This is a genomic window from Ruegeria sp. HKCCA0235A, assembly GCF_013033235.1.
Lineage (GTDB): Bacteria > Pseudomonadota > Alphaproteobacteria > Rhodobacterales > Rhodobacteraceae > Ruegeria.
The window spans coordinates 22,203-36,301 of record NZ_WQDQ01000019.1; the positions used below are offsets into that span (position 1 = coordinate 22,203).

Below are 14,099 nucleotides of genomic sequence, written 5' to 3' on the forward strand. Positions count from 1 at the left end.
CCCCAAATGCACATCGTCGACGGAGCCCTTTCCAACCCGGTTGTAATTGGCGGCGCCATAGCCGCCGCGGGCGGGATCGCCATGGGTCTCAGGTCTCTGGATCTTGATCGCATCCCCACTGCGGGCGTGCTGTCAGCCAGTTTCTTCGTGGCATCCTTGATCCACGTGCCCATTGGTCCGTCGTCGGTCCATCTGATCCTCAACGGCATGGCCGGGCTGCTGCTTGGTTGGGCCGCATTCCCGGCTTTGTTCGTCGGGCTTTTGCTACAGGCGGTCTTTTTCGGCTTTGGCGGGTTGACGGTGTTGGGGATCAACACCGTCAATATCGCCTTTCCCGCAGTGGTGGCCGGAATGTTGTTCGGTCGTCTGATCGCGCGTGGAACGCCTTTGCAAGGTGCAATTTGGGGGGGCGTCGGCGGCGCATTTGCGATTGCGGCGACAACCGGCATGGTCGCGTTTTCCTTGGCGCTGTCGGGGGATGAATTTCTGCCTGCCGCCAAGCTTGTTTTCTTCGCCCATATTCCTGTCATGGCCATCGAGGCGATTTTGACCGGGTTCGCCGTGTTGTTGGCGCGCAAGGTCAAGCCCGAGCTGTTTTTCAGAGGAGCAGCCACATGAAGCATCTGGTTGTCATATTGGCCGTGTGCTGCGCACCTGTGCCTGCCCTGGCGCACAAGGTCATAGCCGGCGTTTTCGAGTCGGGAGACGTCATCGAGGGCGAAATTGGCTTTTCTAACGGCGACATGGCAAACGGCACCGAGGTCATTGTCACCGGCCCGGATGGGGCCGAGCTGGGTCGATCGGTCACGGATGCGGACGGTTTTTTTGTCTACACGCCGACCTCGGCCGTGGCGCACACCTTCTTTGCCAACCTTGGCGCCGGGCATGTGGCCGAAGTCACGATGTCTGCCGAAGATGTCGCGCGGATCATGGGCGTTGCCGTGGCAGAAAACGGTGGCTCATCTTCGGCTGCTGTGACGCAGGCCAGCGGTTCGGCGGCGTCTCTCAGCGCCGAAGAGCAGCAGGTTATCGCCAAGGCCGTACGTAACGAATTGCGCCCGCTCAGGCGCGAGATTGCGGCCTATCGCGAACAGAATGACCTGCAAACCATCCTTGGCGGGATCGGGTACATCTTTGGTCTGTTTGGTCTGGGCTTTTACATGGCGGCCCGCCGCAAGCTGGCCTCCTGATGGCACACGTTCTGGGGCACAAGGAAAAAACACTGTCCGAAGCCGGTGACGGACCAGAAGGTCTGATCAGCCTGCTGGATCCTCGGATGCGGATCGTCATGGCAGTTGTTTTTGCGGTCGTGACCGTGGCGCTGTCATCCCTCGGCGCGCTTTGCGCGGCGCTGACAGTGTCGCTTTCGCTTCTGATAGTTTCACGTCTGCCGCGGCGAAAGACGTTGAAGCGAATGGCCATGATGGATGGGTTCATCCTGTTCATGCTGGTCCTGTTGCCCTTTTCCATGCCCGGGGATCCGATGTTCACGCTTTGGGGATTCTCCGCAAGCTGGCAGGGTTTTTGGAAAGCGGTCGAGATTGCCTTGACCGCCAATGCCGTGATCCTGTCCCTGTTGGTTTTGGTCGGGACGATGGAGCCGGTTACACTGGGCCACGCCCTGCATCGTCTGCGGTGCCCCGAAAAGCTGGTTTACCTGCTGATGTTCACGATCCGGTATATCGAGGTCTTGCGCGAAGAATACCTGCGGCTGCGCGCCGCCATGAAGGTGCGTGGTTTTCGGCCAGCAACAAACTGGCACACATATCGCAGCTTTGGCTACCTTGTGGGTATGATGCTTGTGCGCGCGATCGAAAGATCAGAACGCATCCTGGCCGCTATGAAGTGCCGGGGGTTTTCCGGGCGTATGCCGTTGCTTCAGGAATTTGCCCTGACCCGTGCGGACATTGTGTTTGCGGCAGGTTTCAGCGGTCTCTGCCTGGGTCTGATCGTTCTGGAATTCGCATGACACTGATCGCGCTTGAAGACATCTGTTTTTCCTACCCCGGCCAGCCACCCGTTCTGGACGGGGCAAGCCTGAGCCTGAGCGCGGGGCAGCGCCTGTCCCTGACAGGCCCGAACGGAGCGGGGAAATCGACGCTCCTGCGGATTTTGCTTGGGTTGCAGCGCCCGTGTTCGGGCACTGTCACCGTTTTTGGTCAGCAACGCGTGGAAGAGGCTGATTTCCATGAGGTCCGCCGCCGGGTGGGGCTTGTATTTCAGGATGCGGACGATCAGCTGTTCTGCCCGACCGTCGCCGAAGACGTTGCTTTTGGTCCGCTCAATCTGGGCAAGACCCGTGACGAAGCACTTGCCATCGTCGACAAAGTACTGGGCGATCTGGACCTGATGCACCTGAAGAACCGCATTACCCATAAATTGTCAGGCGGAGAAAAACGTCTGGTGACCCTGGCGACGGTTCTGGCGATGGAACCCGAAGTGCTGTTGCTGGACGAACCGACGAATGCGTTGGATACGAAAAACGAAGCGCGCCTGCTGGAAATCCTGCGCGCGTTGCCACAGGCGATTTTGCTTGTCAGTCATTCGCCGGCGTTCCGCTTGGAACTGGCGCCCGATGAACTGGATCTTCGCGACGGGAAGCTGGTGCCGGTCTGACCTGTTCTCGTGGCAACCGGACATGGTGGTTTCAGATATGCAATCATACCGCCTGAGCCACGCCATGAAACGGAAAGCGAACCTTGTGCGTCGTCAGGCCCTGGCTATGTGCGCCTGCGGCTCATCAGCCCATATTTGACCGCCCATGCCCGAAAGGACCCGCGTCTGCGCCTGTCCTGTTTCACAGGTTGCCTGGATTGCGCACCGCCTTTGCGGTTGAATTCGAACACGTCGATTATCCGCTCGGCACAGCCACAGGCTTCGCCCATGCCGACTTTGGCGAAATAGAATTTCTCGAAACGCTCGGGGTTTTGCATGGCTGACCTCCTGAATGCATTGAACCTCATGAAGGGCGCATTGCCAAATCACTTTCCTGCGTTTCAGGCCGCCGCGCTATGGCGCGGCGAACTCGCTTCCTGTCCAGACATTGTCCAGTTGATTGAAGACCGGCGAGGTAATGAGCATTTCAGCGGAATATAGCAGTTGCAGCTCATCCGCAAACCGCGTGACGCCCGGCACAAGCCCGGTGATGTTGCGCCATTCCGCCCAGGTTCCGGGATTTGACAGACTGGTCGGATTTCCGGGATCAGCGGGCTGGTGCCACCCGGCGGCGTTCAGCAGCGGTGTCAGCGCAAAGCGCGCATCATTGCTGTCGACTTCGGTACAGGCAGTGGTGTCGCACTCCCAACTTGTCCAGTTCGCCGCCGCGATGGTTCCGGCGATCGGAGCGGCGGCGTCGATGACCCGAACCATAACCTCGAACCCGCCACCAGCCGTCGGACGGCTGAGCGACAAAGGGTCTGTCGCCACGGCGTGCAAAGCCGCTGTTGGCGCCAGGCTGAGTGTCCGGCCGATCAGAGCCAGCTGCGCAGAGCCGTCTGTTGCGGGTGCAGACCCCGCAGCAGGCAGGATCCTGACAGGTGTCAAAATCGGAACCGCGCCACCGCGGATTGTGATTTCCTGCACCGCATTGTCAAAGGCCGGAACAAAGTCGCTGCGGATCGTATAGGTCAACGGGAAGCTGGGTTGTTGCGGCCCCGCAGGTCGGGCACCGTCACGTGTGACAAAGGACAACGGTGGAACGGCACCGGGCTGTGGCAGCGAAATCTGCGGCCCTGCTATGCCCAGCGCGGCCGCGATCATGCGCGCGCGCTGTTCGGCCTCTCCATACTCGCTGAGCAGATTTATGTAGCCGCCGATCTCGGTGATGTTGCGCGGGGCAGGGATGCGGGATGGGGCAATGTCGCCAGCGATGGCCAGCCTGTGGGCTATAACCTCTCGGGCGCGCTGTATCGCCGGAGAATTGGTGGTTTCAAGAATATTGATGATGGCCTCGGCAAGGCTTTCATCGATTCCCGGTTCGGGGGTTGCATTTGTGCTGGTGTCACTCATCTTCGTCCTCCGCAGGGGCGCTCAGGCCATTGAGGAAATCCAGTACGGATTGGCTGCCGGCCTTGGTTGCGCTGCCGTCATCTGCATCTGTATTGGCTTTGGTAAAGGCCCCGAAAAGCTTGGCCAGAAGCAACGTGTTGGAAGGATTGGCCAGAGCCGCAGCACCACCGGGGAAATCCTTGAACAGGTTTTGAACGAAACCGGCCCGGTTGCCATCCGGTTGCCCGCCAATCAGCGCAGAAACTCCCGAAGCGTTCTTGGCGATATCCTCAAACCCCTTGAGCTTTGCGGTATTGCCGGCATCCGTCTTTTTCTTCTCGGCGGCCTGCTTTTTGGCTTCTTCCTCTTTGCGGGCCGCAGCGATCTCTTGCCCCTTGCCCGCAAGCTCAGTGGCCTTGCCGACAAGCTCTTTGGTCAGATCCGTCGCCGTGTCTATGGCCTTGTCCCGACCGGCGGCGACCGATTGCGTTTCAAGGGCCAGTTGCGCCTGCAACTCTTTCAGGCCGGTCAGATCGGTTCCCGCCCGTGCAAGATCAGGCGCGGCCTTGAGGATCTCGGCCAGTTGCGAAGTGGGCACGGCCTGGCCCGTGCCGATGTCGCCCCCTGCGATGGTAAGCGTGTTCGAAGGTTGATTGGCCGGCAGGTCCGATGGCGCACGGGTGCCAAAGATTGCATCACTGTCCGCGGGCAGGACCGGCGTGTCACCAACCGGGGGTGGCGTCGGGCTGTCCTGCCAGTTCCAGAAGCGGCGATGGTCGATCATCTCGCAGGAATTGCAGCGGCCCAGAACGGCCTCGCCCAACAGCCCCCGGGTCGGCAGCGAGATCGTGCGGCGCGGTGGCCGGAAGTCTTCCCGATGGAAGGCCAGCAGACTGTCCTGAATGTCGCCGGTCCGCATCTCCATTCTGTCGGCCAGATCGGGCGGGATCGAGAAGGGCATGATCATCGCATTGCCATAGAACCCCAGCACCTTGTTCTGGACCGTGCTGAGCAGCGATATTTCGCTTGAGGCGTCATCCAACCCGCCATCCGGCACGCCAATCGTGAAACGTTCCAGCAGGATGGCCCGTTCTTCATCCGTCATACTGGCCCAGATCACGCGAGAATAGCGAACGGTGTCGGCAACGATATGCTGATACATTTCTTCGATCCGCCGCAGATCACGGCGCGACAGCACATCCGGCACTTCCTGCACCGAATAGGGCAGGGTTGCAGGCAAAGCTTGGAATGTATTGTCGTCAACGATGGTCTGCGCGTCTTCATTCATGCGCGCTTCGAACTCGCTGATCATCGGCGCGCCGACCAGATCGTCGAAATCCGAGCCTGAAATCGTGGTGTGAAGGCTCCGGTTGATGTTGCGCGTGGCGCGATCCAGATCATCCGCATCTTCCAGGTTCGAGATATGTTCCCAAATGTTGAAGATGTTGATCGGGTCCGGGCCGGTATAGAATGAATAGGCAAAAGAGCCCGTCCGCCTGCGCAACTCGACGCGGGCGATGTCGGAACGTTCGACCGAGCGGGGCAACGCCACGGATCCGGTATAAGTCCGCCGGTTGGTTGGATCACGGCGCGCGTCAGCCAGCCGAACCAGCAGGTTTTCGCGTGTCTCGGCAGGCAAGTCATGCAGGTTGTCGATGTCGATCGGCGATCCGGTCAGAGGCACTGGCCCAACGCGATCGCCATCCTGCGTGAAGATCACCGCGGACATGTCATCATTGGGCATGAAAGTGCCCTGAGCCTCGAAGCTGACGATGTCCTGCGCGACACCCGGAGCATTCTGCGGTGTCGCGTCCTTGTCCGCGTAAAACTCTTCCAACAGTTTGAGGGCGGTGCGGAATCTGCGACGGTTTCGGAACACCCGGCGGAAAACGTCTGCGTGGCGCAGGATCACTTTGTATCGATGCAGCAATCCTGACCGGTTGACATTGCCCGGCAATTGATCGCCTTGCCCCAAACGGCGAAAGCGGATGAGCTGCATGGGAACGAAGACGACTAATTGCACGCCTTCGATCCGCGTTTCCAGGGAAAAGTCGCGCAGAACTTCGAACCATTGCATCGTCATTGCATGACAGTGGTTGCGGTTGGCCACGAATTTTGTCGTCGCCGTCCGCCGATCACTTGCCGTGGCTGTGCGAACGCTGGTTCGGGCCGAACTTCGCTTGACCGAAGCGGCCCGTTCCAGCGCAGCCGAGAATGTCTCGTGCGTGTCTGACAGAAAATCGCGGGACGTGTTCTGCGTGTTGGACGAACTGCCTGACGAGTTGGAGCTGGAACGCGCGCCGCTGAAACCGACCCCGCCCACTATGGCCCCGATGCCGCCGAACAGACCGCCACCAATGCCACCTGCGCCCCCGAAGCTTTTTGTGAACGCCTTGGTCGAGAAAGAGGATGTTCCCCGGATCACTTCGTCCAATGCGGTTTCGAATGTACTGTCGAAAGAGGTATCGCGCGCCTCTTCGAATTCCTGTTGTTCTTCGAAGGTCAGGCTTTCGCGTTCGCGCACGGTCAGGGTTTCGCGCTGTTCCGACACGACGATCCGTTGTTCCTCGCCCGGGGCAAGCGGCAGGGAATAGACCAGACGCCCCAATGACATTCCGGCGTGAACGGCGGTTGAACGCATCTTGGCGATATAGCCAAGCGCCAGGCTGGAAGCTTTTGGCACATCCTGCGGACGCTGTTCCAAGTCTTCGAAAAAATCCTCGATATCAATGGGTTCGTCAATCGGTATCCGATCTCGGAAATCCCAGTCTCCGCCGTCATTATTGAATGCGCTCAACAGTGTTTCGGCAGAAAGATTGGCCTGCGCAAAGGTGCCGCCCGGAATTGTCGTGACAAAGCGATTGCCGCCAACAGGGCGGGTGCGAACGATGTTTTTCGGCCCGACAAGCGGGTCGATCAGCCGATAAAGAACCGAATAACGCCGCCGCGAAACCGTGCCTCCTTCGGTTCGGTATTCCGAAGCGCAATCACCTTCACCCAGAACGATTGGGGCCTGCGTGCCGGTGAAATCGGATATGTTTTCTTCCGCATCCTCGGGATCCACCGGCAGAATATCGGCCAGCTCACCCAGGATCGAGCGCTGCAAAGGGAGGACGGTGCGATCCAGCACCACAAGTCCCAGTTCGCCATCCAATGCATCAATGCGCGGCACTGCTTCGGTCAGAGTGGTGTTCTGCCCCCGGATCCGCAATCTGAGGCCATTTTGCGGCAGGCGCAGATTGGGCAGATCCAGCGAAAACAGGCCCCGCGCATCCGTTACGGCGGCTTTTACAGCCCAGGAAAAATCCGCGTTGTCGATGCCTTCACTGGCGGTAAAGGTTGGGCGCAGCGCTTCAACGATTACCCGCTCGGCAGGGGTGCCGTCGGGATTGATCAGTTCACCGCGCAGTTTCGGGGCAAGGGTTGGGACGACAGCGCCCAGAAACCCGTCGGTCAGATCCTTGCGTATGGTTTCGAGCTGACGAAAGACAGCACCGGTGGCCTGCACGCGCTGATCGACCAGATCGTTGATCACCTCGGCAGACAGGTCAATGCCTACACCACGGCGCAGCGCCTTGAGCTTCTCGGCTTCGACGCGCCTGAGATCGTCAAGGCTGTCAGCCGTAAAACCGGCCGATCCCGAGAGTTCCGCCGAGATCGTGGGATTTGGTCGAGAGGTCGGAAGGGACAGCGTAATGCGCGGGGGCTCACTGCTGGAGTCGGACATGAAGTCACCTCGTAGGAAAGCGCTGCAAGAAACTGAGTGCCGGGAAAATTCAAATCTCGAAAGTTGACCCAACGTAACATGTTTCAGGGATTCGCAAAAGAAACGCCCGGGCCCCCCTTTTCCGCGACGCGTTTCGAACGCAGGATCCAAAATGCCTTTCAGCAATGGATCTGGCGATTACTTCGTGAAACCGGTTGCCTTCAGCTTCTGCGCCAGCAGGCTCATTTGCTTGTAAATTTCACCTGCATCGCGGTGCCACGCCGCTACATCCGCGCCCTGCTGGGCAACGACCTCTGAGTCCCCTCTTGCCGCCGGACCGGTCAGGGCAGATTGTGGGCCAAGTAGGTCGACGTTTTCGACTGTGCTGCTCAACAAACCAGCGTTGAGCTTGCGGGCAGTTTCGTCCGGCACGCCCGCCTCGGCCCACGCTTCGCGGGCGATGGCCTGCAAGACAACGGCGAAGTTGTTCGATATCACAGCGGCTGCATGATACAGGCTTTTGCTTTCAGACCGGATGGGAAAACAGGTGGCTCCCAATCCCTCCAGAAGCGGCTGAATGAACGCTGCGGCGTCTTCATCGCCTTCCAACCCGCACAGCGCCTCTTTGAATTGCGCAGCAGCGGCCTGTGGATCGGCGAAAGACAGGACGGGATGAACGCTGGCCAGAGACCATGAGAGGCTTCGCAACGGCGCCAGTTGCTCGGCAGGAAAATAACCGCTGCAATGGAACGCCACTGAGGGCTTCCCGGTTTTTTCTTGGTTTTCGAACGCCTCTTTCAATTCGTGGGCCACCGCAGAAATTTGCGTGTCGGGCACCGAGAGGATCCACAGATCAGCTGGCCGCAAATCGGCATAGCTTGCTGCAACGCGCCCGGTTTTGGACAACTGGGCGGCTTCATTTGCCGACTGAAAGGATGTGCTCAGAATATCCTGGATCCGGCAGCCATCAGTGCCATCCAGAAGGCTGATCAGCGTTTTGCCGACCCGCCCGGCACCGACAACGTTAATTTTGATTTCAGTCATCTGGGCTCTCTGTTCTTGTCGTCTAGTCCGCCCCACGTTGGGACGAATAGAAAAACGCAATCGCTTGAGTTCTGTTTTTGACGTTCAGCTTCTCATAGATATTGGACAGGTGAAACTTGACCGTGTTGGTGGATATCTGAAGTTCCTTGGACAGTTCCCGGTTCGACATCCCCTGTGCCAGGGCCTCCAAAATGGCGCGTTCCTTGCGCGACAGGCTTTGAATCGGATCCTGCTTCATCTTCCGGACGTCGATGAACGGAAACACCATCTTGCCTGCTGCCACTTCGGCGCAGGTCTCAAGAAGGCCTTCGACCTCGCCCGAGCGGGCTGCAAATCCAGCTGCGCCCGCCTGCATCGCCAATCGTGGGACATCCCCAGAGGCATCGCCATAGATGACAAAGCGCGGTGCATCGGCCTGATCGCGCAGCACCTCGATCAGTTTGGCGGCACCCAGGGCCGGAAGCGTCCAGTCCACGACGCCGACCTGCACAGGTATCCGCATCACCGTTCCCAGAAACCCTTCCGCCGTCGCCGACGTGGCAACCAGAGAGAATCGGGGATCACGTTCGAAAATTTCCGACATGGCCGACAGAACCAGCGTGTTGCTGTCCGCAAGCATGATGTCGATGGGTTTGTCCGATGTCTCAACCATATGATTTTGCCCATATTTTACAAAAAACTACCCAAAAGGGTGGGGTGAATTTCGGTATACCGTCGTATTTTTGCCAAAACAGGTAGGTAATTACCCACACTATTAGCCATCCAAAAGCAGTAGTAAGTTACGTTGCGCCATCCGGCAAGCTCGCGTTTTCTGATCGGTATCTTGAACCATCAGGCCGTAATGTCCGGCCAACAGCCGAGGATGTCAGACCATGACCTTTCAGATTTTCCCTCCGCTCGAAATTCCCGAGACCCTTGCCGCAGGGCCGGGGCCGGGGAACACGGATGTGCGTGTCCTGAAAGCCTTCGCCGGCGCAGGTGTCGCCGATCACATGCAAGGCGATGTCCTCAGGGGCATGATCGAATGCAAGCACATGCTGCGGACAATCTGGGGCACACGGAACGCTTACACCTTCGCTGTCGCGGGTACCGGCTGGAGCGCTCTGGACACCATGTTCTCGGCCATCATGCCCGGTGACAAGGTTGTGGCCTTCACCAACGGCACATTTTCGGGGATCGACGCGTTGACGCTGCGGATCAAGGCGGCAACGCCCGCCGAACACGCGGCCAGCCCGCTTGACCCGCAGGCGGCCAGTGTCACGGTGGTCGAGGTTCCACATGGCCGGCCGGTGACGGCTGAACTGGTTGAAGCGACTCTGGCCGAACACAAGCCGAAATGGGCCTTCATGGCGCATTGGGAAACCGGATCGGGCAGGGTGAACGATCTACGCGGTTTCTCGGAGGCGTGTGAACGTCATGGCGCCATGGGGCTGATCGATGCGGTCTCGTCACTGGGCGTCGAAGACTTTGCGATCGATGACTATCCGGGTGTGGCAGGCTGGGCATCCTGTCCGCAGAAAGGCCTGTGCTGCCTGCCGCTGACCTATGCCCCTGTCAGCTTTGCCGATGCCTATATCGAGGCTCTGAAATCCACAGGTGCCTATACCTATGTGCACAATCCGATCTTCGAGGCCCGCCACTGGGGCATCGTCGATGGGCAGGACGTGGAAAAGGGCACCTATCACCGGACCCATTCCGGATATGCGGTTGCGGCATTCCACGAGTCATTGCGCCTGACCTTGCAGGAAGGTCTGGCCAAGCGGTCGATGTCTTACCGGACGCATGAAAAGGTTCTTCGGGACGCGGTGACCGAGATGGGGTGCGAGGTCACCTCGGACATGCCCAGCCTGATCGTACTCAACCTGCCTTCCGCGCTTTCTGGCCGCGAGATGGAACTGGTGCAGAACTGCCGCGCCCGCGGGTTTGGCATCTGGCCCACCTTGAGCGAACCGGTGCAGGTGCGCATCGGCATCCTCAATCAATTGAATCGCGAGGCCGTCAGCCGGATCGTGCGCCTGTTCGCCGAAGCCATTCGTGAGCTGGGCGGAGAGGTCGATCAAGACGCGATCGAAGCTCTGCTGGAAAGCCGTTACGGCACTTCAATAGCTGCTTAAACAGGAGCGCATCAGATGGATATCCACGAATACCAGGCGAAAGAAGTCCTTTCGAAATTCGGTGTCGACGTGCCCGCAGGCGCGCTTGCCTACAGTCCTGAACAGGCGGCCTATCGGGCGCGCGAACTGGGGGGCGACAAATGGATTGTCAAGGCGCAGGTCCATGCAGGCGGGCGCGGCAAGGCCGGAGGGGTCAAGCTCTGCACCAGCGAAAACGAAATCTACAAGGCTTGCGATGATCTCTTCGGTCGCAAACTGGTGACGCATCAGACAGGTCCTGAAGGCAAAGGCATCTATCGTGTCTACGTCGAAGCAGCAGTGCCGATTGACCGGGAAATCTACCTTGGTTTTGTGCTGGATCGCTCCAGCCAGCGGGTAATGATCGTCGCCTCTTCCGAAGGCGGGATGGAGATCGAAGATATCTCGGCCGACCGCCCCGACAGCATTGTCAGGTCCATCGTGGAACCGGCCGTCGGGCTTCAGGAGTTTCAGGCCCGTGAAATCGCCTTCAATCTTGGGGTTGAAGCCAAACTGATCCAGCAAATGGTGCGGACGTTGCAGGGCTGTTATGCCGCCTTCAGCAATCTTGACGCCACGATGGTCGAAATCAATCCGCTGGTCATCACCGGTGATGACCGGGTGCTGGCGCTGGATGCCAAGATGAGCTTTGACGACAACGCCCTGTTCCGCCACCCGCAGATTGCCGAACTGCGCGACAAGAGCCAGGAAGACCCGCGCGAAAGCCGCGCTGCGGATCGCGGGCTTTCATACGTCGGGCTTGACGGCAACATCGGTTGCATCGTCAACGGGGCCGGTCTGGCGATGGCCACCATGGACACGATCAAGCTGGCAGGCGGTGAGCCTGCAAATTTCCTCGACATCGGCGGTGGCGCGTCGCCTGAACGGGTGGCCAAGGCGTTCCGGCTGGTCCTGTCGGATGACAATGTTCAGGCCATTCTGGTCAACATCTTCGCCGGTATCAACCGCTGCGACTGGGTGGCTGAAGGTGTCGTTCAGGCGTTGAAGGAACTTGACCTCGATATTCCCGTCGTTGTGCGGCTGGCCGGAACGAATGTCGAAGAAGGCCAGAAGATCCTGGCCAAATCCGGACTGCCGATCATTCGCGCCACGACGCTGATGGAGGCGGCAGAACGCGCTGTGGGCGCGTGGAAAAACGACCTTACTCAGGGCACCAAAATGAGGGTTGTGTAATGAGCATTCTTCTCGATCGTGACACGCGTGTCATCGTGCAGGGCATCACCGGGCGCATGGCGCGGTTCCACACCAAGGACATGTTGAACTATGGCACGAACGTGGTGGGTGGCGTCGTGCCGGGCAAGGGGGGCGAAACCGTCGAAGGCGTTCCGGTTTTTGACACCGTCAAACAGGCCGTCGAAGCCACCGGCGCCGATGCCAGCCTGGTCTTCGTGCCGCCCCCGTTTGCGGCGGATTCCATCATGGAGGCCGCCGATGCGGGCATCCGCTATTGCGTCTGCATCACCGACGGCATTCCGGCACAGGACATGATCCGGGTAAAAAGGTACATGTACCGCTATCCGAAAGAGAAACGCATGGTTCTGACCGGTCCGAACTGCGCCGGAACCATCTCGCCCGGAAAGGCGTTGTTGGGCATCATGCCGGGGCATATCTATCTTCCCGGAAATGTAGGGATCATCGGCCGTTCGGGGACATTGGGATATGAGGCGGCGGCCCAGTTGAAAGAGCGCGGGATCGGCGTTTCGACCAGTGTCGGAATCGGGGGCGACCCGATCAACGGATCGTCCTTCAAGGACATCCTTCAACGGTTTGAAGACGACGAAGACACGCATGTCATCGCCATGATCGGCGAAATCGGAGGCCCGCAGGAAGCAGAAGCCGCCGAATATATCCGCGACCACATCTCCAAACCCGTGATCGCCTATGTCGCCGGTCTGACCGCTCCGAAAGGCCGCACCATGGGGCACGCGGGGGCGATCATCTCGGCCTTCGGCGAAAGCGCCAGCGAAAAGGTCGAGATCCTGTCCGCCGCAGGTGTCACCGTGGCCGAAAACCCTGCAGTGATCGGTGAGACGATCGCCCGCGTGATGGAGGCTGCGTGATGGTCAAACCTTCGGTTCTGGTTACCCGTCGCTGGCCTGCTGCCGTCGAGGCGCAGCTGGCCGAGAACTACAACACCGTTTTGAACACCGGCGACAAACCCATGTCCCCGGCTGAAATCCGGCAAGCGTTGAAATCCTATGACGCCGTGCTGCCCACCGTAACGGACACGCTGAGCGCCGAGGCACTGGATGTGCCGGGTGTGCAGACGAAAATCCTTGCCAATTACGGCGTCGGCTACAGCCATATCTGCGAGCCCTTGGCACGCGAGTTGGGTATGACCGTGACCAACACGCCCGACGTTCTGTCCGAATGCACCGCCGATATCGCCATGACGCTGCTGTTGATGGTGGCGCGTCGGGCGGGTGAGGGCGAACGCGAGTTGCGTGCAGGTCAGTGGACAGGATGGCGGCCCACGCATCTGGTCGGAACCAAGGTCAGCGGCAAGACACTGGGCATCATCGGATATGGCCGCATCGGACAGGAGATGGCCCGCCGTGCGCATCACGGGTTCGGCATGGACGTGCTGGTTTGCAACCGTAGCGCCGTATCGCCCGATGTTCTCGCCGAATGCAACGCAAGACAGGTGGACACCATTGATGACCTGCTGCCGCAATGTGACTTCGTTTCACTGCACTGTCCGGGCGGCGCAGCCAACCGCCATCTGATCAATTCGCGCAGACTTGGCCTGATGAAGCCTGACGCATTTCTGATCAACACCGCACGGGGCGAAGTGATCGATGAATGGGCGCTGATCCAGGCATTGATGTTCGACATGATCGGCGGCGCTGCATTGGATGTATTCGATGGTGAACCGCGTGTCAGCCCGGATCTGTTGCAATGCGACAACCTCGTCATGCTGCCGCATCTGGGCAGCGCAACCCGCGAAGCGCGCGAGGCGATGGGGTTTCGGGTTCTCGACAACCTGAGCGATTTCTTCGAAGGCCGTGAACCTCGGGACCGCGTGATCTGAGGCCACCTTCAAACATCACGCAATGGCGTCCAACGCAGCCGTGGCTGCATTGCGTTCCTCTATAAGGAGATATGACCAGTGAATGCCCTGCACCGTTCAGACGGATTTTTCACCCAGTCCCTTTCTGATCGTGATCCCGAGCTTTTTGGCTCGATCACGTCGGAACTGGGTCGTCAGC

13 protein-coding genes are annotated in these 14,099 nt (G+C 59.4%); 8 read left to right on the forward strand and 5 right to left on the reverse strand.

Annotated features, from left to right (window positions below):
- Positions 1-6 precede the first annotated feature (6 nt).
- From cbiM to GOW56_RS21080, 4 genes are read left to right on the forward strand one after another with little or no spacing between them, the layout of a single operon-like run.
- Positions 7-618 carry a cobalt transporter CbiM gene (gene cbiM, locus GOW56_RS21065; protein ID WP_152460423.1) on the forward strand — a complete coding sequence of 204 codons (612 nt, stop codon included), beginning with the start codon at positions 7-9 and terminating at the stop codon, positions 616-618.
- Complete coding sequence (locus GOW56_RS21070) at positions 615-1,190, forward strand: cobalt ABC transporter permease (protein WP_171207105.1); 576 nt, start codon at positions 615-617, stop codon at positions 1,188-1,190. The genes cbiM and GOW56_RS21070 overlap by 4 nt, the downstream gene beginning before the upstream one ends.
- The gene (gene cbiQ, locus GOW56_RS21075) at positions 1,190-1,969 is read left to right on the forward strand and encodes a cobalt ECF transporter T component CbiQ (protein ID WP_171120848.1); all 780 of its coding nucleotides are present in this window, start codon (positions 1,190-1,192) and stop codon (positions 1,967-1,969) included. Before GOW56_RS21070 ends, cbiQ begins: the two co-directional genes overlap by 1 nt.
- Positions 1,966-2,616, forward strand: coding sequence for an energy-coupling factor ABC transporter ATP-binding protein (locus GOW56_RS21080; protein ID WP_171120850.1), 651 nt, complete (start codon positions 1,966-1,968; stop codon positions 2,614-2,616). Before cbiQ ends, GOW56_RS21080 begins: the two co-directional genes overlap by 4 nt.
- A 104-nt stretch (positions 2,617-2,720) precedes the next feature.
- Here the strand turns inward: GOW56_RS21080 and GOW56_RS21085 are convergent, their stop codons facing one another.
- The 5 genes from GOW56_RS21085 to GOW56_RS21105 all read right to left on the reverse strand — a co-directional run bounded on the left by GOW56_RS21085 (position 2,721) and on the right by GOW56_RS21105 (position 9,389).
- Positions 2,721-2,933 (reverse strand): hypothetical protein, encoded by a 213-nt coding sequence (locus tag GOW56_RS21085; RefSeq protein ID WP_152460419.1) that lies wholly within the window; start codon positions 2,931-2,933, stop codon positions 2,721-2,723.
- Between the two features lie 76 nt (positions 2,934-3,009).
- Positions 3,010-4,008, reverse strand: coding sequence for a hypothetical protein (locus tag GOW56_RS21090; RefSeq protein WP_171172712.1), 999 nt, complete (start codon positions 4,006-4,008; stop codon positions 3,010-3,012).
- A complete protein-coding gene (locus tag GOW56_RS21095) occupies positions 4,001-7,714 on the reverse strand; it encodes a hypothetical protein (RefSeq protein ID WP_171207106.1) in 3,714 nt (1,237 codons plus the stop codon). Before GOW56_RS21095 ends, GOW56_RS21090 begins: the two co-directional genes overlap by 8 nt.
- Positions 7,715-7,891: 177 nt before the next feature.
- Positions 7,892-8,737: a Rossmann-like and DUF2520 domain-containing protein gene (locus GOW56_RS21100; RefSeq protein ID WP_171172714.1), complete on the reverse strand. Its 846-nt coding sequence runs from the start codon at positions 8,735-8,737 to the stop codon at positions 7,892-7,894.
- Between the two features lie 22 nt (positions 8,738-8,759).
- Positions 8,760-9,389, reverse strand: coding sequence for a response regulator transcription factor (locus GOW56_RS21105; RefSeq protein WP_253284016.1), 630 nt, complete (start codon positions 9,387-9,389; stop codon positions 8,760-8,762).
- A 220-nt stretch (positions 9,390-9,609) separates the two neighbouring features.
- Between GOW56_RS21105 and GOW56_RS21110 the strand changes: the two genes are divergently transcribed.
- From GOW56_RS21110 to GOW56_RS21125, 4 genes are read left to right on the forward strand one after another with little or no spacing between them, the layout of a single operon-like run.
- Positions 9,610-10,851, forward strand: coding sequence for an aminotransferase class V-fold PLP-dependent enzyme (locus tag GOW56_RS21110; RefSeq protein WP_171207107.1), 1,242 nt, complete (start codon positions 9,610-9,612; stop codon positions 10,849-10,851).
- Positions 10,852-10,866: 15 nt separating this feature from the next.
- Positions 10,867-12,063, forward strand: coding sequence for a malate--CoA ligase subunit beta (locus GOW56_RS21115; protein ID WP_152460414.1), 1,197 nt, complete (start codon positions 10,867-10,869; stop codon positions 12,061-12,063).
- Positions 12,063-12,950, forward strand: coding sequence for a succinate--CoA ligase subunit alpha (gene sucD / locus GOW56_RS21120; RefSeq protein ID WP_171120863.1), 888 nt, complete (start codon positions 12,063-12,065; stop codon positions 12,948-12,950). The genes GOW56_RS21115 and sucD overlap by 1 nt, the downstream gene beginning before the upstream one ends.
- The gene (locus tag GOW56_RS21125; protein ID WP_171207108.1) at positions 12,950-13,921 is read left to right on the forward strand and encodes a D-glycerate dehydrogenase; all 972 of its coding nucleotides are present in this window, start codon (positions 12,950-12,952) and stop codon (positions 13,919-13,921) included. The genes sucD and GOW56_RS21125 overlap by 1 nt, the downstream gene beginning before the upstream one ends.
- Positions 13,922-14,099: the final 178 nt, after the last annotated feature.

Excerpts from the sequence above, each read along its gene's own strand:
- cbiM (WP_152460423.1), top strand. The coding sequence starts at position 7 with ATGCACATCGTCGACGGAGCCCTTTCCAACCCGGTTGTAATTGGCGGC.
- GOW56_RS21070 (WP_171207105.1), top strand. The coding sequence starts at position 615 with ATGAAGCATCTGGTTGTCATATTGGCCGTGTGCTGCGCACCTGTGCCT.
- cbiQ (WP_171120848.1), top strand. The coding sequence starts at position 1,190 with ATGGCACACGTTCTGGGGCACAAGGAAAAAACACTGTCCGAAGCCGGT.
- GOW56_RS21080 (WP_171120850.1), top strand. The coding sequence starts at position 1,966 with ATGACACTGATCGCGCTTGAAGACATCTGTTTTTCCTACCCCGGCCAG.
- GOW56_RS21085 (WP_152460419.1), bottom strand. The coding sequence starts at position 2,933 with ATGCAAAACCCCGAGCGTTTCGAGAAATTCTATTTCGCCAAAGTCGGC.
- GOW56_RS21090 (WP_171172712.1), bottom strand. The coding sequence starts at position 4,008 with ATGAGTGACACCAGCACAAATGCAACCCCCGAACCGGGAATCGATGAA.
- GOW56_RS21095 (WP_171207106.1), bottom strand. The coding sequence starts at position 7,714 with ATGTCCGACTCCAGCAGTGAGCCCCCGCGCATTACGCTGTCCCTTCCG.
- GOW56_RS21100 (WP_171172714.1), bottom strand. The coding sequence starts at position 8,737 with ATGACTGAAATCAAAATTAACGTTGTCGGTGCCGGGCGGGTCGGCAAA.
- GOW56_RS21105 (WP_253284016.1), bottom strand. The coding sequence starts at position 9,389 with ATGGTTGAGACATCGGACAAACCCATCGACATCATGCTTGCGGACAGC.
- GOW56_RS21110 (WP_171207107.1), top strand. The coding sequence starts at position 9,610 with ATGACCTTTCAGATTTTCCCTCCGCTCGAAATTCCCGAGACCCTTGCC.
- GOW56_RS21115 (WP_152460414.1), top strand. The coding sequence starts at position 10,867 with ATGGATATCCACGAATACCAGGCGAAAGAAGTCCTTTCGAAATTCGGT.
- sucD (WP_171120863.1), top strand. The coding sequence starts at position 12,063 with ATGAGCATTCTTCTCGATCGTGACACGCGTGTCATCGTGCAGGGCATC.
- GOW56_RS21125 (WP_171207108.1), top strand. The coding sequence starts at position 12,950 with ATGGTCAAACCTTCGGTTCTGGTTACCCGTCGCTGGCCTGCTGCCGTC.